The organism is Pseudoxanthomonas sp. (assembly GCF_035999195.1).
Classification (GTDB): Bacteria; Pseudomonadota; Gammaproteobacteria; order Xanthomonadales; family Xanthomonadaceae; genus Pseudoxanthomonas_A.
Genome location: NZ_DASYGY010000009.1, coordinates 2,111,415 through 2,132,173 on the forward strand (window position 1 = coordinate 2,111,415; position 20,759 = coordinate 2,132,173).

Annotated in this window: 21 protein-coding genes; 9 read left to right on the plus strand and 12 right to left on the minus strand. The window is 69.4% G+C overall.

Annotated elements, in window-relative coordinates:
* Positions 1–2: 2 nt before the first annotated feature.
* Genes VGN58_RS16815 through VGN58_RS16825 form a run of 3 tightly spaced genes read left to right on the plus strand, consistent with a single transcriptional unit; the run spans position 3 to position 2,910 of the window.
* Positions 3–860 carry a MurR/RpiR family transcriptional regulator gene (locus VGN58_RS16815; RefSeq protein ID WP_327484316.1) on the plus strand — a complete coding sequence of 286 codons (858 nt, stop codon included), beginning with the start codon at positions 3–5 and terminating at the stop codon, positions 858–860.
* Positions 860–1,648 carry a L,D-transpeptidase family protein gene (locus tag VGN58_RS16820; RefSeq protein ID WP_327484317.1) on the plus strand — a complete coding sequence of 263 codons (789 nt, stop codon included), beginning with the start codon at positions 860–862 and terminating at the stop codon, positions 1,646–1,648. Before VGN58_RS16815 ends, VGN58_RS16820 begins: the two co-directional genes overlap by 1 nt.
* Positions 1,645–2,910 (plus strand): dicarboxylate/amino acid:cation symporter, encoded by a 1,266-nt coding sequence (locus VGN58_RS16825; protein WP_327484318.1) that lies wholly within the window; start codon positions 1,645–1,647, stop codon positions 2,908–2,910. Before VGN58_RS16820 ends, VGN58_RS16825 begins: the two co-directional genes overlap by 4 nt.
* A gap of 256 nt (positions 2,911–3,166) precedes the next feature.
* Here the strand turns inward: VGN58_RS16825 and VGN58_RS16830 are convergent, their stop codons facing one another.
* Positions 3,167–3,589: a transposase gene (locus VGN58_RS16830; RefSeq protein ID WP_327484319.1), complete on the minus strand. Its 423-nt coding sequence runs from the start codon at positions 3,587–3,589 to the stop codon at positions 3,167–3,169.
* Positions 3,590–3,870: 281 nt separating this feature from the next.
* Here VGN58_RS16830 and VGN58_RS16835 point away from each other — a divergent pair, with 281 nt between their 5' ends.
* Positions 3,871–4,428 carry an Ax21 family protein gene (locus tag VGN58_RS16835; protein WP_327484320.1) on the plus strand — a complete coding sequence of 186 codons (558 nt, stop codon included), beginning with the start codon at positions 3,871–3,873 and terminating at the stop codon, positions 4,426–4,428.
* Between the two features lie 150 nt (positions 4,429–4,578).
* On the opposite strand, the gene VGN58_RS16840 is transcribed toward VGN58_RS16835, so the two are convergent.
* The 5 genes from VGN58_RS16840 to VGN58_RS16860 form a co-directional block, all read right to left on the minus strand.
* Positions 4,579–5,616 carry an NAD(P)H-dependent glycerol-3-phosphate dehydrogenase gene (locus VGN58_RS16840; protein ID WP_327484321.1) on the minus strand — a complete coding sequence of 346 codons (1,038 nt, stop codon included), beginning with the start codon at positions 5,614–5,616 and terminating at the stop codon, positions 4,579–4,581.
* 52 nt (positions 5,617–5,668) lie between these two features.
* The gene (secB, locus tag VGN58_RS16845) at positions 5,669–6,187 is read right to left on the minus strand and encodes a protein-export chaperone SecB (protein WP_327484322.1); all 519 of its coding nucleotides are present in this window, start codon (positions 6,185–6,187) and stop codon (positions 5,669–5,671) included.
* Between the two features lie 100 nt (positions 6,188–6,287).
* Positions 6,288–6,731, minus strand: coding sequence for a rhodanese-like domain-containing protein (locus tag VGN58_RS16850; protein ID WP_327484323.1), 444 nt, complete (start codon positions 6,729–6,731; stop codon positions 6,288–6,290).
* A gap of 63 nt (positions 6,732–6,794) precedes the next feature.
* A complete protein-coding gene (locus tag VGN58_RS16855) occupies positions 6,795–7,217 on the minus strand; it encodes a hypothetical protein (RefSeq protein ID WP_327484324.1) in 423 nt (140 codons plus the stop codon).
* 27 nt (positions 7,218–7,244) lie between these two features.
* Complete coding sequence (locus tag VGN58_RS16860; RefSeq protein WP_327484325.1) at positions 7,245–7,703, minus strand: YiiD C-terminal domain-containing protein; 459 nt, start codon at positions 7,701–7,703, stop codon at positions 7,245–7,247.
* Between the two features lie 16 nt (positions 7,704–7,719).
* Here VGN58_RS16860 and VGN58_RS16865 point away from each other — a divergent pair, with 16 nt between their 5' ends.
* The 4 genes from VGN58_RS16865 (at position 7,720) to ggt (ending at position 12,720) form a co-directional block, all read left to right on the plus strand.
* Positions 7,720–8,490 (plus strand): uroporphyrinogen-III synthase, encoded by a 771-nt coding sequence (locus VGN58_RS16865; protein ID WP_327484326.1) that lies wholly within the window; start codon positions 7,720–7,722, stop codon positions 8,488–8,490.
* Between the two features lie 44 nt (positions 8,491–8,534).
* Entirely contained in the window at positions 8,535–9,560 is a 1,026-nt protein-coding gene (locus VGN58_RS16870) for a uroporphyrinogen-III C-methyltransferase (RefSeq protein ID WP_327484327.1), read from the plus strand.
* Positions 9,557–10,816 (plus strand): heme biosynthesis HemY N-terminal domain-containing protein, encoded by a 1,260-nt coding sequence (locus VGN58_RS16875; protein WP_327484328.1) that lies wholly within the window; start codon positions 9,557–9,559, stop codon positions 10,814–10,816. The genes VGN58_RS16870 and VGN58_RS16875 overlap by 4 nt, the downstream gene beginning before the upstream one ends.
* A 158-nt stretch (positions 10,817–10,974) precedes the next feature.
* A complete protein-coding gene (ggt, locus tag VGN58_RS16880; protein ID WP_327484329.1) occupies positions 10,975–12,720 on the plus strand; it encodes a gamma-glutamyltransferase in 1,746 nt (581 codons plus the stop codon).
* 61 nt (positions 12,721–12,781) lie between these two features.
* Here the strand turns inward: ggt and VGN58_RS16885 are convergent, their stop codons facing one another.
* Complete coding sequence (locus VGN58_RS16885; RefSeq protein ID WP_327484330.1) at positions 12,782–13,705, minus strand: restriction endonuclease; 924 nt, start codon at positions 13,703–13,705, stop codon at positions 12,782–12,784.
* 30 nt (positions 13,706–13,735) lie between these two features.
* On the minus strand, positions 13,736–15,016 hold the full coding sequence (locus VGN58_RS16890) for an acetyl-CoA C-acetyltransferase (RefSeq protein WP_327484331.1): 1,281 nt from the start codon (positions 15,014–15,016) through the stop codon (positions 13,736–13,738).
* Positions 15,017–15,123: 107 nt separating this feature from the next.
* On the opposite strand from VGN58_RS16890, the gene VGN58_RS16895 reads away from it, so the two are divergent.
* Positions 15,124–16,008, plus strand: a complete 885-nt coding sequence (locus VGN58_RS16895; RefSeq protein ID WP_327484332.1) for a hypothetical protein — start codon at positions 15,124–15,126, stop codon at positions 16,006–16,008.
* Positions 16,009–16,083: 75 nt separating this feature from the next.
* Here VGN58_RS16895 and VGN58_RS16900 read toward each other — a convergent pair whose 3' ends face one another.
* The 4 genes from VGN58_RS16900 to VGN58_RS16915 form a co-directional block, all read right to left on the minus strand.
* The gene (locus VGN58_RS16900) at positions 16,084–16,656 is read right to left on the minus strand and encodes a superoxide dismutase family protein (RefSeq protein ID WP_327484333.1); all 573 of its coding nucleotides are present in this window, start codon (positions 16,654–16,656) and stop codon (positions 16,084–16,086) included.
* 79 nt (positions 16,657–16,735) lie between these two features.
* Positions 16,736–18,169 carry a nitrogen regulation protein NR(I) gene (ntrC, locus tag VGN58_RS16905; RefSeq protein ID WP_327484334.1) on the minus strand — a complete coding sequence of 478 codons (1,434 nt, stop codon included), beginning with the start codon at positions 18,167–18,169 and terminating at the stop codon, positions 16,736–16,738.
* Positions 18,159–19,211 (minus strand): two-component system sensor histidine kinase NtrB, encoded by a 1,053-nt coding sequence (locus VGN58_RS16910; RefSeq protein ID WP_327484335.1) that lies wholly within the window; start codon positions 19,209–19,211, stop codon positions 18,159–18,161. The genes ntrC and VGN58_RS16910 overlap by 11 nt, the downstream gene beginning before the upstream one ends.
* 61 nt (positions 19,212–19,272) lie before the next feature.
* Complete coding sequence (locus VGN58_RS16915; protein WP_327484336.1) at positions 19,273–20,748, minus strand: ammonium transporter; 1,476 nt, start codon at positions 20,746–20,748, stop codon at positions 19,273–19,275.
* Positions 20,749–20,759 lie beyond the last annotated feature (11 nt).

Consider the following 20,759-nt stretch of genomic DNA (forward strand, 5'->3'; position numbering starts at 1 on the left):
CCATGACAGCGCCCCTGGTGAAGATCCGCTCCGAACGCGACCAGATGTCGGCCATCGAACGCCGCATCGCCGACTTCATCCTCGACAACGCCCACCTGCTGCGCGACTACTCCTCGCAGCAGCTGGCCAGTGCGCTGGGCATCAGCCAGTCGAGCGTGGTGAAGTTCGCGCAGAAGTTCGGCTTCAAGGGCTATCCGGACCTCAAGTACACGATCGGCGAGGCGGTCGCCCGCAATGGCGGCAGCCACGCGCGGCCACCGGACGCGGAGAAGGCGGATGCCGGCGATGCCTACGAGCGGCTGCAGGAGGGCCTGCGCCGCAGCAAGATGGCGGCCGAGGAAGAAACCCGCAGCCTCAATCCGCGCGCCCACATCGACGCCATCGTCGGCCTGATCGACCGGGCCGACAAGGTGTTCGTCTGCGGGCTGGGCGACGATGGCCTGTTCGCGCGCGAGTTCGCCATGCGGCTCTCGCTGCTGGGCCTGCTGACGGTGCATCACGCCGACCCCATCCTGATGATGGCCAACCTGGCGGCCACGCGTCCCGGCGATGTGCTGCTGATGTTCTCCGAATTCGGCAAGCTGCCGGAGCTGTCGCAGGTCAGTCGCCAGTTCCAGGCCTGCGAAGGCAAGGTCATCTCGATCACCCGCCACACCGCCAACCCGTTGCGCGCGCATGCGGACGCCGCGCTGGTGATCTCGGCGCACGATCCGGCGCCGCACGTCGAACAGCTGCTCTACCGCTCATCGCTGCAGTCCCTGCTGGATTTCGTCTTCGTGCTGTTGTGCGAGACCAATCCGGACCGTCACCGCCAGCTCGCCATCAACCTCGAGCGCATCCATCACCTGCTGGAGTCGTGATGCCGACCCTGTCGCTACCGCCTGTTCCGCTGCGCTCGCTCGCCCTCGCCGCCGTGCTGCTCGCCTGCAGCATCCGCGCCCATGCGGTGGAACCGCCGACGCCGTATCCCTGGCGCGATGCCCGCCAGCTGGTGCTGGTGCTGACGGATGACTGGAATGCCACGACCGGCACGCTGCAGCGTTTCGAGTTGCGCGACGGGCATTGGCGTGCGGACGCGGCAGCGGCACCGATCTCGGTGGGCCGCAACGGCACCGCGTGGGGTCTCGGCCTTCACCCCGTGCAAGTTGAAGGACCACAGAAGCAGGAAGGCGATGGCCGTGCACCGGCAGGCGTGTTCACCCTGGGCGAGGCCTTCGGCTATGCGGACAAGATCGATACCGCCATGCCGTACCGCGCGATGCAGGCGACCAGTTACTGCATCGATGTCCCGGATTCGCCGCTGTACAACCGCATCATCGACACGCGCACCGAGGGCGAGGCCGCCGCGCAGGGATCGACCGAGCCGATGCGGCTGGACCTGCACAACGACGGCGATGTCCGTTATCGCGAAGGGCTGGTGATCGGGCACAACTCGACCGCCACACCGCGTGCGGGCAGCTGCATCTTCGCGCACCTGTGGCGGACGCCCGGGGAGCCGACCGCCGGCTGCACGGCGATGGCCTCGGAGACGATGAACCGTCTGCTGGCGTGGCTGCGTCCGGAGGCGCGCCCGGTCTTCGTGCTGCTGCCCCGCGCCGAATATCGCCGCCTGGCCCGCGACTGGCGGTTGCCGGAGGCGGCGCGATGAGGTGGCCGGGCGCCACCGCGCGCGTTCTGCTCGGACTCGCGGCCGGCGCGATCGTCGGCCTGTCGCTGGCGCACTGGTCGCCCGCGACCGCCGCCACGGCCGTGGCCATCGCGCAACCGATCGGCAAGCTGTGGCTCAGTGGCCTGCAGATGACCGTGGTTCCGCTGGTGCTGTCGCTGGTGGTCCTCGGCGTCGCCACCGCCAGCGATGCCGCCGCGTCCGGCCGCGTCGCGCGTCGCGCGATGGTGGTGTTCATCGCCCTGCTGTCGCTGTTCGCCGCGTATGCGGCCATCGTCGCGCCCCTCGTGCTGGCGATGGTGCCGCCGAGCGAAGCGCTGACGGCCACCCTGCACGGCACGCTTCCGCCCGCCGGTGCGGGCGGCGCGCCGGCGCTCGCCGACTGGATCGGATCCATCGTGCCGAGCAATGCGATCATGGCGGCGGCGCAGGGCGCGATGCTGCCGGTGGTGGTGTTTGCGCTGTTCTTCGGCTTCGCGCTCACGCGGGTGCAGGCGGATCGCCGCGCCCAGGTCATCGGCTTCTGCCACGGCATCGCCGACACCATGATCGTGATCGTGCGCTGGATGCTGCTGGCCGCGCCCGTCGGCGTGTTCGCGCTGGTGCTCGCGGTGTGCGCACAGGCCGGCATCGGCGTGATCGGCGCGCTCGCCGGCTACATCGCCCTGCAGTGCGGCATGTACCTGGGTGCGACGCTGATCTGCTACGTGCTCGTGGCGGTGTTGGCACGGCAGTCGCCGCTCGCGTTCGCCAAGGCCATCCTGCCCGCACAGGTGGTGGCGGCCAGTACGCAGTCTTCGCTGGCGTCGCTGCCCGCGATGGTGGAGAGCGCGCGCTTTCGGCTGGGTCATCCGCGCGCCGTTGCGGCCCTGGTGTTGCCGATGGCGGTGACGCTGTTCCGCATCACCAGTCCGATCCAGTACATCGTCGCCGCCTGTTTCGTCGCATGGGCCTACGGCATCGACGTGAACGTGGTGACGCTGGCGGCCGGCGCCGCGCTGGCGGTCGTGATCAGCCTCGGTTCGATCGGCCTGCCTGGGCAGGTGAGCTTCATGGCCACGGTGATGCCGGTGACCCAGTCGATGGGCCTGCCGATCGAGCCGCTGGGCCTGCTGCTGGCAGTGGACACGATTCCCGACGTGTTCGCCACCACCGGCAACGTCACCGGGGATCTCACCGCCACCAGTATCGTGGCACGCCAATCGCCGGATGCCCGCGATGGCGATGGGGATGCAGCCGGCTGACAGGCGTCTGCAGGCTCGGATCAATCGCTCTCGATTGATCCCATCTCTACTCGATCCACCACCGCGCCCGGCGGTTGCCACATCGCGCAAGTAGACGATGCGAAGCCCATGAAATCATGCATCGACAGATGACCGCCTGCTCGCCGGACAGGCGGGATGCCAGTGACCGGCCAGGACGCCGCTTCGCTCACCATGAGGATGTCGCAGGCGGTCCTGTCGGCTCTCGGGTGCGAGCCTGCGGCCAGATCGTCGGCCGTCAGAACGGACGGAATCGAGGGCCTTCGCGCCGCGCGACCGAGGCGGGGTGCCGCGACTCCAGGTAGGTATTGACGAGTCGCTGCAGCGGTTCGGCGATGTCCGCGTGTGCGTGCAGCGACGCGATCACTTCATCCCAGATACCGTCCTGCGCCCAGCGGGTGAAACGGACATAGACGCTGTGCCACGGACCCCACATGCGCGGCAGGCGCCCCCACGGCTGCCGGGTCACCGCCACCCACAGCACCGCCTCAAGAAACGCCCGCGTGCGCTCACCATTGACGGCACGCGCACGCACCAGCCGCGGCAGCGTCGCGACGATCGCGTCCCAGCGCGCCTGGTCCAGCTGCACCACCGCGAACGAATCGATCATCTCGGCATCGCCGGCGCCGATCCCCTGCTCCCAGCTCCGTTCTTCCATCATCGAGTATCTCCTGACGCCCGGAAAAAGCCTGCGCGTATCCACGCGCCGCGGAATCCATCCGCTTTTTTCTTCGACTCGCTATCCGATAGAAAAAGCGGACACGCGTCATGCGTCAATGGCGACGGTCATCACGCGTGTGCCAGAAGTTCCCCTGTCCGCGCTGAATTTATGTACCGGTCAGTTTGATATTCAGGAGGTGTTGTGAGGCGAGGCGGATACTTCGCCCACCGCCGCTTCCCGCGAGGCTGCGGACACACAACAACAAGAGAGAAACACGTCCCATGAAGAAGTCCTTGCTTGCCCTGACCCTGCTGGCCGCCGCTCCGTTTGCCGCTTCGGCGGCCGAAGGCGTTTCCTACAACTACGTGGAAGGCGGCTACGTCGCCTCCAACCTCAGCGATGGCCTGCCGGATGCCGATGGCTGGGGCGTGAAGGGTTCGGTCGCGATCGCGCCGAACTTCCATCTGTTCGGCGACTACACCACCCAGGAGTTCGACAACACCAACGTCGACATCGACAACTACCGGTTCGGCCTGGGCTACAACCATGAGATCAGCCAGCGCGCGGATCTGATCACGCGCGTGGCCTATGAGCGTTACAAGGTGCCGGGCGACCATCTGAACGGCTACAGCGCCGAAGTCGGCGTGCGTGGTGCGATCGCGCCGAAGTTCGAGGGCTATGCGACCGTCGGCTACGAAGACGGCAGCGACTTCGACGGTGACTTCTACGGCCGCCTCGGCGCCCAGGTGAAGTTCAACCAGAACTGGGGCCTGAGCGGCGACGTCAAGTTCGCCGACAACGACACCCAGTGGTTCGTCGGCCCGCGTTTCACCTGGTAATCCGCAAGGCGCTCTCCCCCGCGACGCGTCCCCTCTCTCCCCGCGTCGCACCCCAAGCCCGGCCCTCGTGGCCGGGCTTTTCTTTGGCCGGATGACGGGCGCAAAAGAGCCCGGCATCGCCGGGCTCGTCTGTTCGCATACGGACGCGTCCTACTTGAACAGCGTCTCGGGGTACTCCGGCTTCTGTTCGCGGGCCAGCAGATGCTGCAAGCCATCGCGCGGGGTCAGGTCACCGTGCAGCACGGCGCGTACGGCACTGGAGATCGGCAGGTCGATGCCGTGGCGGTCCGCCTGGCGCATGACTTCGTCAGCCGTCTGCACCGATTCGACCACCTGGCCGATGTCGCGCACCGCATCCTGCAGCGACTGGCCGCGACCGAGCGCAAGGCCCAGGCGGCGGTTACGCGACAGGTCGCCGGTGCAGGTCAGCACCAGATCGCCCAGGCCGGCCAGGCCCATCAGGGTCTCCGGCTTGGCACCGATGGCGGCGGACAGGCGCAGCATCTCGTTGAGTCCGCGCGTGATCAGGCCGGCGCGGGCGTTGAGGCCCAGTTGCATGCCGTCGGCCACGCCGGTGGCCACGGCCAGCACATTCTTCATGGCGCCACCGAGTTCGGCGCCGACCATGTCATCGCCCGTGTAGGCGCGGAACGCCGGGCCATGCATCACGTCGGCCACCGCCTGCGCGAACACCGGGTCCGCGCCGTGCACGGTCACCGCGGTGGGCAGCCCCAGCGCCACTTCCTTGGCGAAGGAAGGGCCGGTCACCACGGCGATCGGCACGTCGGGGCCGAGGACTTCCTCGGCGACCTCGTGCAGGAAGCGGCCGGAGCCGGTTTCGAAGCCTTTCGTCGCCCACGCCACGCCGGCCCTGGCCGGGCGCAGCGGCGCGAGCTTGCGCAGGGTTTCGGTGAAGGCATGGGACGGCACGACCACCAGCACCTGGTCGGCATCGGCGAGCGATGCGGCCAGGTCGGTGGTGGCGCGCAGGCTGTCCGGCAACGGGATGCCGGGCAGGTAGCGGGTGTTTTCGTGCTGGCCGTCGATGGCGGCCGCGACCACCGGGTCGCGACCCCACAACGTCACCTGGTGCCCGTGCCGCGCCATCAGCGCGGCCAGGGCGGTGCCCCAGGATCCGGCGCCCAGCACCGCGATCTTCAGGACATCGGCGGATTTCGGGTCAGACATCCGTCACCCCTGTGTGCGGCAGCGCCGCCCTGACAGGACCACGCACCGGCGATCAGGCGTTGCCGGCCGGTTCCGAGTTGGCCAGGCTGGCGTCGCCACCCTGGTTGGCGCGCTGGCGCAGCGACTCGGCGTACAGCGCTTCGAAGTTGATCGGCTGCAGGAAGAACGGCGGGAAGCCGCCGGCCTGCACCAGGTCGCTGACCAGCTGGCGCACGTACGGGAACAGGATGTTCGGGCACTGCGTGCCGAGCAGCACGTCGACGGCCTGCGGCTCCAGCCCGATCAGGCCGAAGATGCCGGCCTGCTGCACTTCCGCCACGTAAGCGGTCTTGTCGCCGGCCTTGCAGGTCAGGGTCACGCCCAGCACCACTTCAAACGCGTTCTCGCCCAGGCGCTGCACGCGCTGGTTGAGGTTGAGCTGCAGTTCCGGCTGCACGTTCTCGGCGAACACGGCCGGCGCGCCCGGGGCTTCGAAGGAAACGTCCTTGACGTAGATCTTCTCGACAGTGAAAGCGGGGCCAGCGGCTTCGGCGGCAGGCGCAACCGCGCCGTTGGTGGTCTCGTCGGACATTTCTTTGACTCCGGAATCTGGATTGCGGCGGTGAATGGAAAGTATGTCATGGCGACACGCGGGGCCCGCTTCAAGGGCGGGTCCGCGGCCACCCGGGGGCTCAGCGGCCCTTGATCAGCGGCAGGTCGGCCTGCTGCCAGGCGGCGATGCCGCCTTCCAGCACGTAAACCTTTTCGAAGCCGGCCTTCTTCAGCCGCTTGGCGGCGGCGCCGGACGCCTGCCCGGTGCGGCAGACCAGCACCACCGGCTGGGACCTGGCCCCGGCCAGCAGCTTGCCTTCCGGGTCGAACGCGCTGGGCAGCACGTTGCGGCTGCCGGCGATGTGGCCCTTTTCGAAGTCGTTGCTCGCCGACAGGTCGATGACCAGGGCGTTTTCGCTGTTGACCAGGTGGGTCAGCTCGGCGGGGCGCAGCACCTTGTAGCCCCGGAACAGGCGCGCGACTTCGGTGTAGACGATGCCGACCGTCAGGGCCACCAGGCCGAGCGACAGGATCTGGTTGTAGGGAGAACGGGTGGCGAAAGCCAGGACTTCTTCGAAATTCACAGGGCGGGCGATCTTCGAGCGGGCGGCGATTGTCGCACAGGACGCCGAGGGGGCGCCGGACGGCTACTCGCCGTTCCACAGGTCCGGCAGGCCCACGACCAGCCACCACCGCTTGGCTTCGGGGTCCCAGCGCCAGCGTTCGCGGTAGCGCATCGTGCGCTCGGCCATGGTGTGCTTGTTGATGACGCGCAGCTCGATGACCCGTTCGACCGTGCCGTCCGGGCCACTGCCTGTGGTCAGGTCGCGGTAGCCGGAGATCTGCACCTGCTGGTAACGCTCGAACTCCAGCTCGGTCATCGGGTGCTCGGCCTGGTAGGCCGGGTCGACCAGCTGCCAGGCGGTCTCGAAGTCGCCCCAGCGGATCGCGGCGGCGTAGGCATCCTGCATCGGCTGCAGCTTGCCGCGCTGCAGCCGGCTCTGCGCCGCTGCCGGTACCAGCACCGCCAACAGGCCCATCGCCAGCAGCCACGTTCCGATCCGATGCATGCGCGTCCCCTTCGTCATGGCCCCATGCTACCGCTTCGCGATGGCCACGAAGCGTCCGCTCAGCGTGGTCGCCATGCCGCCTTCAGGCAGGCGGACGTACGCGTCCACCTGGATGCGGGCCCGACCGCGCTGCACCAGCGTGTCGACGAAGGCCTCCAGCGACTGGCCCTCGGCGAACCGGGCCTCGGCGACCAGGTCGCCGTAGAGGGGTGCCAGATAGCGGATCTGACTGTCGGCCACGTAGACCTCCGCCTTCAGTCCGGCGAGCCGCAGCTTCAGCGTCACCAGGCCCCAGCCCGCCACGGTCATCAGCGAGGTCAGGCTGCCGCCGAAGGCATTGCCTTTGTCGTTGACGTTGGCGGACAGCGGCGCGGTCAGTCGCAGGGCGTCGTCGTGGAAACCGTCGACCTCCACGCGCATCGCCGCCACCGGCGGCATGCCGCGACAGTAGTCACGCAGTTCCTGCAGGGCTTGCTCCGGGCTCATCGCTCATAATCCGCGTATGGGACATCCAACGCCGCCGGCATGGTACGTCATCTCGTTGCGGCCCCAGGGCGGGCACGATGCGCTGAGGCGCGCCGCGCGGCGACACGGGGCGGGCCTGCTGGCGCTGTCGCCATGGCGCATCCGTCGCTGCGACGACGATGGCACCCGGCGCGCCCTGCGCGATGCGCTCGCGTGTCCGATCGTCGTCTTCACCAGCCCGGCGGCCGTGTCCGCCGCGCACGCACTGCAGCCCCTGCGGGCGGGCGCCGGGCAGACCTGGCTGACGGTGGGTGCGGGCACGGCGGCGGCCCTGCGTCGTTGCGGCATCGACGACGTGGGGTTTCCCCGTCGCATGGACAGCGAAGGCCTGCTCGCGCTGCCGCCGCTGGCCGCGATCCGTGGCCAGCGACTGGGGTTCGTCACCGCGCCGGACGGCCGCAATCTGCTGGTGCCGACGCTCGAAGCCCGTGGCGCGCGCGTGCAACGCGCCGAGGTGTACCGGCGCGAGCCGATTCCGCTGGCCGCTCCCGCGCTGGCGGCGCTCGCGGCCCTGCAGGCGCCCGCCTGCCTGCTGCTCAGCAGCGGCGGTGCCCTGCACGAAGTCCTGTCGCAGCTCAGCGCGCCGCTGGCCGTACGCCTCAGGACGATGCCGGTCGTCGCCGCGAGCGAACGCCTGGCGCGGGCAGCGGACGAAGCCGGCTTCGCGCGTGTCGTGCTCGCCGACGGCCCCCGCCCCGCGCAGCTGATGAAGGCGGCGTGCACGATCGGACCCGCCGGCATCCGGTAGCATCTGCGGCACCCATCACGTTTTGCCTGTCGCCAAGGACGCCTGTGAACGACCAGTCCGCTTCTCCGCCCCGCGCCGACCATCGGGCACGCCTTGCGTTCGTCGCGCTGGCGTTGATCGTCGTCGCCATCGGCACCTGGCGGGGCTGGGCGTGGTGGCAGGCACGCAGTGCGCAGGCGCAATCGATGCAATCGGCGGCGGAACAGCGCCTCGACGCGCTGGAATCCCGTACCGAGGCGCTGCGTCGCGACCAGCGCGCGCAGGCGCAACGCCTGCTCGACGCCGCCGCGACCAACCGCGTGCTGCGCGACGAAGTGCTCGGCCTCGGCCAGCGCGGCGCCCTGCTGGAAGAGAGCGTCGCCAAACTTTCCGACCCCACCCGCCACGGCGCGCAGGCGCTGCGGCTGGACGAAGTGGAACTGCTGCTCTCGCTGGCGGCGCAGCGCCTGGACATCGCCCACGACGTCGCCGGCGCGCGTCGTGCCTACGCGCTGGCGGCCGGCGCGCTGGACGGCATCGACGACCATCGCCTGCTCAATCTCAAGCAGGCGCTGGCGCAGGAACGCAGTGCGCTCGACGCGCTGGGAGAGGGACCGCAGGCCGCCGCAGCGAAACGCCTGGACGCCATCGCCGCGGCGTTGTCCGGTCTGCCCCGCGATACATCCCCGGCCGCCGATGCCACCGCCCGGCCGACCTGGCAGCGCTGGCTGGCGCCGCTGGTCGATGTGCGTCCCACGCGCGACACCACGCTGGTGGCGCCCGACGCGCGCACGACGGCCGAGACGGCGCTGCAGGTCGAGATCAGCCTGGCGCGCGCCGCGCTGGAACGCAACGACGAGGCGGCCTGGCGCGCGGCCCTGGCGCGCATCGACGGCTGGCTGCCGCGGTTGTGGCCGAATTCACCCGAACGACGGCAGGTTCACGCGCAGTTGCGCACATTGCAGGCGGTGTCGGCGCCTCGCCCCACGGAACTGGGCAGCACGCTGCAGCAGTTGCGTGCGCTGCGTGGTGCGGGCCTGAGGCTGCAGGTGCCGACGCCATCCTCGGATACACCGGAGGTCGCGCCATGAAGCCATTCCGTACCGTCGTGATGCTGTTGTTGCTGCTGCTGGCCGGCGTGCTGGCCGCGCAATGGATGGCGGCGACCGATCGCGACCTGGGCGAGGTGTTCGTCCGGCTCGGCGGTTACGACCTGCACACCAATGTTCCGCGCGCCCTGCTTTCGCTGGTGCTGGTGGCGGCGGCACTGTGGATCGCCTGGCGCCTGCTGAGCCTGCCGTTCCGCGCCTGGAGTCGCCATCGCCGCAAGCAGGCGCGCGCACGCCTCATCGATGGCCTGGATGCGCTGCACGCCGGCTACTGGCAGAAAGCCGAGAAACTGCTGGAGCGCGCGTCGGAGGATGCCGAGGTCGGCACCGTCGCACGCGCTGCCGCCGTCCGCGCCGCCCAGGCCCGCGACGATGACGCAGCGGTGCAGCGACATCTGCTCGCCCTGCGCGAGCGCTCCGTCCAGGCGCATGCGATCACCGCGGCGCAGATCGCAATCGACGCCGGCCGCCCGCAGGAGGCGCTGGCCGTGCTGGATGCGGCCGAGGTGCAACCACTGCCGCCGCGCGGCCTGGCGTTGCGCGCGGACGCGTTGGCCGGCACCGCGCGCGCAGGCGAGGCCTACGGACTGCTGGGCGCTCTGAAACAGCAGCAGGCCCTCGCCCCCGCCGCGTTCGATGCCCTGGAAGTACGCCTGGCCGAGCAGTCGCTCCGCGAAGCGGCCGATCCCAACGTGTTGGCCGAGCGCTGGGAAGTCCTCACCAAGCCGCTGCGCCTGCAGCCGTCGGTGGTGGCCGCCTATGCCGAACGCGCCGCGGCGCTACGCTGGGAGGATGCGGCCACGCGCAGCATCGAACAGGCGCTGGAATCGCGCTGGGACGAAAATCTAGTGGCGCTGTACGGCCGACTGCCGGTCGGCAAGCTGGATTCCCGCCGCGCCAGCGCCCAGCATTGGCTGCACGCGCATCCTTCGAGTCCGGCGCTGCTGGTGACGCTGGGCCGACTGGCGCGCCAGCAGGGTCAGTGGACGGCGGCACAGGAATTCCTGCATCGCGCGGTTGCCCAGGGCGCAGGGGCGGAGGCGTGGGAAGAACTGGCGATCGGCTTCAACGAAGCCGGCGACACCGCATCGGCCCAGCAATGCCACGCCAACGCCGTCAGGGCCGCGCGCGGCGACCTGCCGGTGAAACTGCCGGTGCGCGACATGCGGCAGGAGATCCATGACGCCGCCGTCGTCGAAGAGCGCGACGCGCATGGGCTGCCACGGCTGAAGGAGTGACGGCGATGGCAGCCGCGCGCTCGCTCCAGCGGCGCGATCCGGACGCTGTGCCGCGCATCTGGCGGGTTCCGCGCGCTTCAGGCAGGCCACCTGCGCTGACCCGGCATGACCCGGGGACGCGTGTGACAATCCGGATATCCCCTCTCCGGTGACCGATCATGATCCGACGCCTGCGCCTCTGGCCGCTGCTGGTTCTGCTGTTCGCGGTCACCTTGCACGCGAAGACGCCGGTGGCCCGGGGAACGGGAGGCGCGGCCGCCACGATCAGCGAACAGGCCACGCAGTCGGCGATCACCATTCTCGACCAGGGCGGCAACGCGGTGGATGCCGCCGTGGCGGCTGCCGCCACGCTCGGCGTCACCGATCCTTTCAGCTGCGGCATCGGCGGTGGCGGTTTCATGGTGGTGTATCTGGCGAAGGACCGGCGCGTGATCACCCTCGATCATCGCGAGACGGCGCCGGCGTCCACGCAGCCGACCCTGTTCGTCGAAGGCGGCAAGGAGATCGACTACGACACGGCCGTCGCCAGCGGCCCGTCCGTCGGCGTGCCCGGCACCGTGCGCGGCTGGCATGAGGCACTGCAGCGCTACGGCACCCTGCCGTTCGCGCAGGTCCTTGCCCCGGCCATCGACGTAGCCGAACGCGGCTTCCGCGTCGATGCGAACTTCTCGGGGCTGGTCGCGCGCAATGAAGCCAAGTTCGCCCGCTTCCCCGCCACGGCCGCGCTGTACCTGCGCGATGGCAAGGCGATTCCGGCCGGCGCGATGCTTCGCAATCCGGATCTCGCACGCACGTATCGCCTGCTCGCGAGCGGCGGCGTGGACGCGTTCTACCAGGGTCCGCTGGCCAACGCGATCGTCGACACGGTCAACCGCCCACCGACCGCGCGCGGCGTCTCGGTGCGCGGCGGCCGCATGACGCTGGCGGACCTGGCCAACTACGATGCGCGCGTGCGCCTGCCGGTGCGTTCGACCTACCGCGGTTACGAGCTCTACGGCATGCCGCTGCCGAGCAGCGGCGGCGTGACCGTGTTCGAGGCCTTGAACCTCCTGGAAGGCTACGACCTCGCATCGCTGCCACGCGCAGAGGTCGAGCACCTGTACCTGGAAGCCAGCCGACTGGCCTTCGCCGACCGCGATGCCTACCTGGCCGATGCCGAATATGTCGACGCACCCGTCGCGGGCCTGCTGAGCAAGGACTACGCCGCACAACGCCGCGCGCTGATCGATCCGAACCGGGCCGCGTCAGGCGTCGTGTTGGCCGGCGACCCCTACCCGTTCCAGCACGATCCCAGTCCTCCACTGCGTCCGGCACCGCGCACGCTGCAGCCGGAAAGCGCGCATACCACGCACCTCACCGTCTCCGACAAGGAGGGCAACGTCGTCGCCTACACCTTCACCATCGAGGACTGGGGCGGCAGCGGCATGGTGGTGCCGGGCTACGGCTTCCTGCTCAACAACGAACTGACCGACTTCGATTTCACCGGCCCACACCCGAACGTGCCCGAAGCCGGCAAGCGCCCGCGCAGCAGCATGACGCCGACGATCGCGCTGAAGGACGGCAAGCCCGCGTTCTCGATCGGCAGTCCCGGCGGCTCCACCATCATCACCACCGTGCTGCAGACCATCGTCAACTACATCGATCTCGGCATGCCGATGGACCAGGCCATCGACGCGCCGCGGCTCTCACAGCGCAACAGCGCGGCCACCGACATCGAGCCGGGCTACTCGGACAGCGAACAGGCGAAGGCGCTGATGGCGCGCGGGCAACGCTGGTCAGCGCAGGCAGAGGACATCGGTGCGGCGAACGCGTTGGTGTTCAATGCGGACGGCACGGTGACGGCGGTGAGCGAAGGCCGTCGGCATGGGGTGGGGAGTGCGGGGGTGCAGACGCCTGCCAGATGACCCACACAGAATCCGGCTGCTCGGGTTGAGGTGATCGAATAGGCTCCGCAAAGCCAGGGATCTAGACTTCTTCAAAATAGTCCGAATCCAGACGCTTCACCACGTAGGTCGCCACGGGTGTTACACCGACGCCATGATCGATCATCAGACTGGCAATCTGGATGCCGTCCAGAAGCACCACTTTGACGTCGATGTGCGAGACGTAGTCCCTGGCTTCTGCGGAGAAAGCGCTGGTCGTCATGAAGACGCCTTTTCGCGCGCGCTGACCATGCAGCGCGCCGACGAACTTCTGGATCTCGGGACGGCCGACGGTTCCTTGCCAGCGTTTGGCCTGCAGGTAAATCACGTCCAGGCCCAGACGATCCTCCTTGATGATGCCATCGATCCCGCCATCACCGGATCGCCCGATACGCTCTCCCGCGTCCCGCCTGGATCCGCCGTATCCCATGGCGACCAGCAACTCCACAACAATCTGCTCAAAGAACTCGGGGTTGGCTTGCAGCAGCCGCTCAAGGACTTGCGATGCGAGCTCGCTTCGCAACTGTTGATAAGCGCCCTGTAACGCCTCATCCGGCGTCACTTGGTCTGTTGCCGTCGACTGGGACAACACCTGGGTGACATTCGCGACCGACTGCTCCGGGGATCCCATCAGGAATTCCCTGAACTCCGGGAAGCTCGCAAGGAACGTCTTGTCGATACTGACAGGCGGTGCTTTAAGTACTTCGCGACCTCGCTCGGTGATCTCGAAGTACCCTCGTTTCGGCTTGGCCAGCAAGCCCGCTTTCATCAGATAGAAACTGGCCCAGCCTGTCCTGTTTCTGAGCGCCGTCTGCTGACCGCTCGGCAGCATTGTCGTGCGCTCTTCCGAGGTCAGCCCAAACTCGTCGCCCAACAGCCTCTCGGCGGTTGGTAGGTCGTTTGCGAGCCGGGCAGCCGCCAACCTCAGGAGAGGCAACATCAATTGATCGTAGGTCGGAACCGGCATGCAGCCTCCTTGCCAAACAATCAAACGATACTAACGCTCGATGATCGCCACCACGCCCATCCCACCGGCGGTGCAGATGGACACCAGCGCGCGGCCACCGCCGCGCTGCTTCAGTTCCTTGGCCACGGTCGCGACGATGCGCGCACCGGTAGCGGCGAAGGGATGGCCCGTCGCCAGCGAGGAGCCGTTCGGGTTCATCTTGGCCGGATCGATTTTGCCGAGCGGCGCGTCCAGGCCCAGGCGGTTGCGGCAGTAGTCCTCGCTCTCCCATGCGCGCAGCGTGCACAGCACCTGCGCGGCGAAGGCTTCGTGGATCTCGTAGATGTCGAAGTCCTGCAGCGTCAGACCGTGGCGCTTGAGCATTTCCGGCACGGCGACCGTCGGCGCCATCAGCAGGCCTTCGCCATGGACGAAGTCGACGGCGGATACCTGCGCATCCTTGAGGTAGGCGAGCGGCTCGTGGCCGTGTGCCCTGGCCCACTCGTCGCTGGCCAACAACACGGCGGCCGCGCCGTCGGTCAGCGGCGTGGAGTTGGCCGCGGTCAGGGTGCCGCGGCCGGAGGTCTTGTCGAACGCCGGCTTCAGCGTGGCGAGCTTTTCCAGCGAGGTGTCGGGACGCAGGATGTTGTCGCGCTCCAGGCCGCGGAACGGCGCGATCAGGTCGTCGAAGAAGCCGCGCTCGTAGGCGGCGGCCAGCTTCTTGTGCGAGGCCACCGCCAGTTCGTCCTGCGAATCGCGCGAGATGCTCCACTCCTTCGCCATGTCCTCGCAGTGCTCGCCCATGCTCTTGCCGGTGCGCGGCTCGGCCACGCCGGGAAACTCGGGCTTCAGCTCGCCGAACCTGAAGCCGCTGACCAGCGCCTTGATCTTGTCCTGCGTGGTCTTGGCGCGGTTGGCGGCCAGCAGGCGCGCGCGCAGCTTCTTGCCGTAGACGATCGGCACCTCGGAGGTGGTGTCGGAACCGCCGCCGATGCCGGACTCGATCTGGCCCAGCGCGATCTTGTTGCCGATGTGGATGATCGTGTCGAGGCTGGTGCCGCAGGCGCGCTGCAGGGTGATGCCCGGGGTCAGCGGCGACAGGCCCGACGACAACGCGGCTTCGCGGCCCAGGTTCCAGTCGGACGAATGCTTGATCACCGCGCCCATGGCCACTTCGCCCAGCTGCTGGCCGTGCAGGCCGAAGCGTTCGACCAGGGCGCCCAGCGTGCGCACCGACATGCCCAGGTTCCCCACATCCGCGTAGGCCGTGTTCTGGCGGCAGAACGGAATGCGGACGCCGCCGAGGATGGCGACGGGACGGGGAGCGGGCATGGGGACCTCGGTACGGATGGCGATGACGGGAGGGTGAAGATGCGCCTGCGTACGGCAGGCATAATGGGGGAGTGTAATGCGCCCCTCCATCGCCTCCAACCGCTGACATGACTCGATCCCCAACCGGCCCTGTCGTCATGGGCGTGATGGCCCTGGAACTGGCCGCCGGCCATGCGCCGCAGCGCGCGGCGCTCGGGGCGGCCGAGGCCAGCGAGCTGGCGGACAAGCTCGGTCGCGACCTCGCTGCACACGCCTCCCAGGTCCGCGATCTGGATCTCGTCCTGGCCGCGGCGCATTTCGACCCGGCCGAGGCGCTGCGCCCCGGCTGGTCGCTGCACCAGCGGCTGCGCGAGCTGCACCAGCGCGCGCCCGGCCGCGGCGAGGGCGCACGCCTGATCGCGTTCGGCGCGGACGAACAGGGTGGTGTTCCACTGCCGCTGCAGGCGGACGAGGGCCTGCGTGGCGGGCTGCTGCGCGTGGTCCCATTCCTGCTGACCGGCGACGACGCGACGGTCGACGCCGTCGGCGAACGGCTGGAAGCCGTCCTGCTGGAAACCGGCATGGCCCAGGCCGATACCGCGCTGCTCGCGCAGACCGCGTTCGGCGCGCAGATCGAGCACGCGCGCTACATGACCCTGCACGATCTGGCGGCCATGACCGCCATGCAGTACGAGCACGGCGGCCTCGGCGCGCTGTGGCCGGTCATCGAAACCGCCCTGATGGCGCCGACCGACGAGCAGTGGCTGGATGCGCCGCCGGAGCCCCTGCTGCGTTACGCGAACGGGGAAGTGCACATCGCCCTGTTCGAGCCGGCCGCCTGGCGCGCGCGTTATGCGCCGCAGGAGGCCACCGACGAACGCCTGGAGCGCGCCTACCAGCACTTCCAGGCGCGCCAGCAGCAGATCGCCGCCGTGCTGGAAGCGCATGGCATCCCGGTGACCTTCGCGCATTGCCCGGGCAAGACCGACGCACGGGAAACCCTGCAGTCGTAGCGCGCGCTATGCGCACGACCACTTGAACGACACATCGTGCGGTCGTGCGCGCGGCGCACGCTACGGTCTTGGGTATTACTGGGTGACCTTGATGATGCCGCAGGCCACGCGCGCGCCGGCGTTGCCGGCCGGCTGGCTGGCGTAATCGTCCGGCGCGGCGTGCACGATCAGGGCACGGCCGGCGACATCGTTGACGGCACCACCGCCGAGCGTGACGCCTTCAATGTGTGCGTCGACCTTCGCCACGCCATCCGCATTGGCGGTGAGGTTGTTCATGTCGCCGGCGTGGTGCGCGCCGCTGCCGGCCTTGCCGTGCGCGGCGTTGAACGGGTTGAAGTGCGGGCCGGCGCTGCTGGCGTCGGCGGCGCTGCAGTCGCCCTTCTCATGGATGTGGAACGCATGCGTGCCGTTGGCGGGCAGGCCACCGACTTCACCGGTCAGGTGCAGGCCCTTGCCCATCTGCGTGAGGGTGACGCTGCCGCTGACGAGACTGCCGGACGCTGAGGCCAGCACGGCGACCGCCTGCTTGGCGGTGCTGGTGGTGGGCACGACGGTCGTGGCGGTTGGCGACGACGATGACGGAGCGGGCGTGGTGCCGCAGGCGGCGAGCGTGAGGGCCGTCGCGGCGGCCAGCAGGGCAATGCGCATGGGAAGCTCCGGGTGCAGGTCGTGGCCCGCTACCGTAACCAGCGCTACCTTCACGTTCAATGAAAGCCGGCGCCCCCGCTCAGGCGCGTTTGCGGCCCGGCCCGAGCTTGCGCGTCACCGTGTTCCGTCCCACGCCGAGCTTGGCCGCGGCTTCGGCGCGGCGGCCATGGGTCAGCTCCAGCGCCACTTCCAGCAGGGTGCGGTCGAGCCGCTCGCGCGCTTCCGCATGCAGCGACTCCGCGCCTTCCAGCAGGCGCCGGCGCGCCCATTCGCCGAGCGCATGGTCCCACTCGCCGCGGCCGCCGGCGATGGGCGCATGCGACAGCGCGCCCTGCAGGTCGGTGGTGTTGATGACGTCGGCCGGCGCCAGCGCCGCCAGCCGCCAGCAGACGTTTTCCAGCTCGCGCACGTTGCCCGGCCAGTCGTGGGCCTGCAGCAGGTCCAGCGCCGGATTGCTGAAACGCTTGGGCGCGATATCCAGCTTGCGCGTGGCCATGGCGAGGAAGTTCTCGGCCAGCTGCGGCACGTCGGCGCGACGCTCGCGCAGCGGCGGCAGCTGCAGGCGGACCACGTTGAGCCGGTGCAGCAGGTCGGCGCGGAAGCGGCCTTCGGCGACCAGGCCGTCGAGGTCCTGGTGGGTGGCGGCGATCACGCGCACGTCCACGCGGATCAGTTCGCGTCCGCCGACACGGAAGAACTCGCCCTCGGCCAGCACCCGCAGCAGGCGCGTCTGCAGCGGCAGCGGCATATCGCCGATCTCGTCGAGGAACAGCGTGCCGCCGTCGGCCTGCTCGAAGCGGCCGATATGGCGCTTCTGCGCGCCGGTGAACGCGCCGGCTTCATGGCCGAACAGCTCGCTCTCCAGCAGCTCGGACGGGATGGCGGCCGTGTTCAGGGCCACGAACGGTTTTCGCGATCGCGGCGACTCGTGGTGCAGCGCGTGCGCGACCAGTTCCTTGCCGGTGCCCGTCTCGCCGGTGACCAGCACCGACAGTGGCGCCTGCGCCAGGCGGCCGATCGCACGGAACAGCGCGCGCATGGCCGGCGTGTCGCCGATCAGTTGCGGCGTGGGCGTCGCGTCGCTCTCCTGCGCCGCCTCGGCGGCTTCTTCCGCATCCGGCAGCGTGCGCGCGGCCAGCGCCACCGCATCGTCGAGGTCGAACGGTTTGGACAGGAATTCGTGCGCGCCGCCGCGGAAGGCGCCGGCCGTGCTGGCGACATCGGTGTAGGCCGACATCACGATGACCGGCAGCTGCGGATGCGTGGCCTTGAGCTTGTCCAGCAGCACCAGGCCGTCGTCACCGGGCATGCGGACATCGGTGAACAGCAGGTCGGGCGCGCCGCGTGCGCCGAGCGCGCTCAGGGCGGCGGCGGCGCTGTCGAAGCCGTCCACCGTGTATCCCGCATCACGAAGGGCGGTGGCCAGCACGAAGCGCACCGAGCGGTCGTCGTCGACCACCCAGATGCGGCGTGCGTCGGCGGCCGTGGTGACGGTCAGGCGATCAGTGGACATGACGTTCCTCGTCGGTGTCGTGCGGCGATTGCGGCAGCAGCAGGGTGAAGACCGTGTGGCCGGGGCGCGAGCGGTAGGTCAGCGACCCCCGGTGTTCGCGCGCGACCTGCTGCGACAGCGCCAGACCCAGGCCGCTGCCTTCGGCGCGGCCGCTGACCAGCGGCAGGAACAGGTGCTCGGCGAGCGCTTCGGGGACGCCGCGGCCGTCGTCGACGATCTCCAGCCGCAGCGCCATCGCGTGCAGGTGGTCGTGGATGCGCGACCCGTGTTCGACCCGGGTGCGCAGGATGATGTTGGCCGCACCCGCCTGCAGGGCGTTGCGCACCAGGTTCCAGACCGCCTGGGTCAGGCGGTCGGCGTCGCCGGACAGCTCCGGCAGGCTGGGGTCGTAGTCGCGCTGCAGGCGCACCGACCAGCCGCCCTCGTTCTCGGCCAGGCGCAGCACGCGCTCCAGCACGGTGTGGATGTTCAGCAGCGCATGCGGCCGCTGCGGCGAGGGCGACAGCAGCTGTTCCAGCAGGGTGTTGAGGCGGTTGATCTCGGATTCGATCAGCTCGATCAGCTCGCGCTCGTCGTCGTTGTCGTTGCGGTGCGCGGCCCGGCGCGCCAGCAGCTGCGCGGCGCCCTTCAGGCCGGCGAGCGGGTTGCGCAGTTCGTGCGCCAGCCCCTTCAGCGCCGCGCTCAGTGCGTTCGGCAGGGCCTGGGTGGGATCCAGTGCGGGGAACTCGTCCACCGGGTGCGCTTCCAGCAGCCAGCCGCCGCCGTCCAGCCGCGACAGCCAGCCTTCGGCGAAGCACGGCGACTCGCCGGGCATGCCCAGCGCCAGCCGGTGCAACCGCAGGACATCGCGGTCGGTGTTGTCCAGGAACCGCGCCATGGCGTCGCCTTCGATCTCCAGGGCCGCCAGCGGTTGCCCGATCAGGCGGCGGGTACTGACGCCCAGCCAGCGGGCGAAGGCAGGGTTCACGCCGCGGATCAGGCCGGCGGCATCCGCCCAGGCCACCGGCGTGCTCAGCGCGTCGGTGGTGGGTTCGAAACGCATCGGGGACGGGGCCGGAGACGACATTGCACCAGTTTAGTGCAAAGCCGTCCCCGGCAATCCCTCAGGCCTCGTAGGCCGATTCGCCGTGCGAGGCGATGTCCAGGCCCTCGCGCTCGGCATCCTCGGCCACGCGCAGGCCGAACACGAGCTTGGCGATCAGGAAGCCGACCACCGACACCACGCCGATCCAGACGATGGTCAGGCCCACGCCGGTGGCCTGCTTGATGACCTGCGCCACCATGTCGAAGTCCTCGCCGCCGGTGCCGCCCAGTGACGGCGCATGGAACACGCCGGTCAGGAGGGCGCCGACGATGCCGCCCACCGCATGCACGCCGAACACGTCGGCGGTGTCGTCGACCTTCAACAGCCGCTTCAGGCCGGTGACACCCCACACGCAGACCACGCCGGCGATGAAGCCGATGGCCACCGCACCGAACGGACCCACCAGGCCGGCGGCCGGGGTGATGCCGACCAGGCCGGCCACCGCACCCGAGGCGACTCCCAGCGCGGACGACTTGCCCTTGAAGATCTTCTCGGTCAGCGCCCACGCGATGACCGCGGCGGCGGTGGCGACCAGCGTGTTGATGAAGGCCAGGGCGGCGCCCGCATTCGCCTCCAGGTTGGAACCGGCATTGAAGCCGAACCAGCCCACCCACAGCAGCGAGGCGCCGACATACGTCAGGGTCACATTGTGCGGCTTCAGCGCGGTCTGGCCGTAGCCCAGGCGCTTGCCGACGAAGTAAGCGCCGATCAGGCCGGCCACGCCCGCGTTGATGTGCACCACGGTGCCGCCGGCGAAATCCAGCGCGCCCAGCTCGAACAGGTAGCCACCGGTGGCCCACACGATGTGCGCGATCGGCAGGTAGCCGAAGGTGAACCAGATGACCGAGAACAGGATGACCGCGGCGAACTTGATGCGCTCGGCGAACGCGCCGACGATCAGCGCGCCGGTGATGCCGGCGAACGTCGACTGGAACGCAATGAACACGTACTCCGGCAGGCTGACGCCATCGGTGAACGTGGCCGCCAGCGTTTCCGGCGTCACGCCCGTCAGGAACAGCTTGTCCAGGTTGCCGAGCCACGCGCCCTCGCCCGAGAACGCCAGGCTGTAGCCGTAGACGATCCACAGCACCACCAGCAGCGAGAACACGGTGATGACCTGCACCAGCACGGACAGCACGTTCTTGGCCCGCACCATGCCGCCGTAGAACAGCGCCAGGCCCGGCACCACCATCAGCAGCACCAGCAGCGTGGAGGTCAGCATCCACGCCACGTCGCCCTTGTCGACGGTCGGTTCGGCAGCGGCTTCTTCGGCCGGCGCCGCTTCGGGCGCAGGCGCTTCGGTCACCGTCTCGACGACCGTTTCGGTGACCGCTTCAGCGGCGGGTGCGGCTTCGGCGGTCGCTTCCGCCGCGGGCGGCGCGGGGTCCTGCGCGATGGCGGTCGCCGCCACGCCCAGGGTCATCAGGCCGCACAGCGCGGCCAGGCACAGCACGTGCGCACGGGTCTTCCACCCGGACAACAGTCGAGTCTTCATGTGGGGGCTCC

Excerpts from the sequence above, each read along its gene's own strand:
- VGN58_RS16815 (WP_327484316.1), top strand. The coding sequence starts at position 3 with ATGACAGCGCCCCTGGTGAAGATCCGCTCCGAACGCGACCAGATGTCG.
- VGN58_RS16840 (WP_327484321.1), bottom strand. The coding sequence starts at position 5,616 with ATGTCTGACCCGAAATCCGCCGATGTCCTGAAGATCGCGGTGCTGGGC.
- VGN58_RS16825 (WP_327484318.1), top strand. The coding sequence starts at position 1,645 with ATGAGGTGGCCGGGCGCCACCGCGCGCGTTCTGCTCGGACTCGCGGCC.
- ntrC (WP_327484334.1), bottom strand. The coding sequence starts at position 18,169 with ATGTCCACTGATCGCCTGACCGTCACCACGGCCGCCGACGCACGCCGC.
- VGN58_RS16855 (WP_327484324.1), bottom strand. The coding sequence starts at position 7,217 with ATGCATCGGATCGGAACGTGGCTGCTGGCGATGGGCCTGTTGGCGGTG.
- VGN58_RS16885 (WP_327484330.1), bottom strand. The coding sequence starts at position 13,705 with ATGCCGGTTCCGACCTACGATCAATTGATGTTGCCTCTCCTGAGGTTG.
- VGN58_RS16835 (WP_327484320.1), top strand. The coding sequence starts at position 3,871 with ATGAAGAAGTCCTTGCTTGCCCTGACCCTGCTGGCCGCCGCTCCGTTT.
- VGN58_RS16895 (WP_327484332.1), top strand. The coding sequence starts at position 15,124 with ATGACTCGATCCCCAACCGGCCCTGTCGTCATGGGCGTGATGGCCCTG.
- VGN58_RS16860 (WP_327484325.1), bottom strand. The coding sequence starts at position 7,703 with ATGAGCCCGGAGCAAGCCCTGCAGGAACTGCGTGACTACTGTCGCGGC.
- VGN58_RS16910 (WP_327484335.1), bottom strand. The coding sequence starts at position 19,211 with ATGCGTTTCGAACCCACCACCGACGCGCTGAGCACGCCGGTGGCCTGG.
- ggt (WP_327484329.1), top strand. The coding sequence starts at position 10,975 with ATGATCCGACGCCTGCGCCTCTGGCCGCTGCTGGTTCTGCTGTTCGCG.
- VGN58_RS16890 (WP_327484331.1), bottom strand. The coding sequence starts at position 15,016 with ATGCCCGCTCCCCGTCCCGTCGCCATCCTCGGCGGCGTCCGCATTCCG.
- VGN58_RS16830 (WP_327484319.1), bottom strand. The coding sequence starts at position 3,589 with ATGATGGAAGAACGGAGCTGGGAGCAGGGGATCGGCGCCGGCGATGCC.
- VGN58_RS16900 (WP_327484333.1), bottom strand. The coding sequence starts at position 16,656 with ATGCGCATTGCCCTGCTGGCCGCCGCGACGGCCCTCACGCTCGCCGCC.
- VGN58_RS16865 (WP_327484326.1), top strand. The coding sequence starts at position 7,720 with ATGGGACATCCAACGCCGCCGGCATGGTACGTCATCTCGTTGCGGCCC.
- VGN58_RS16915 (WP_327484336.1), bottom strand. The coding sequence starts at position 20,748 with ATGAAGACTCGACTGTTGTCCGGGTGGAAGACCCGTGCGCACGTGCTG.
- VGN58_RS16875 (WP_327484328.1), top strand. The coding sequence starts at position 9,557 with ATGAAGCCATTCCGTACCGTCGTGATGCTGTTGTTGCTGCTGCTGGCC.
- secB (WP_327484322.1), bottom strand. The coding sequence starts at position 6,187 with ATGTCCGACGAGACCACCAACGGCGCGGTTGCGCCTGCCGCCGAAGCC.
- VGN58_RS16820 (WP_327484317.1), top strand. The coding sequence starts at position 860 with ATGCCGACCCTGTCGCTACCGCCTGTTCCGCTGCGCTCGCTCGCCCTC.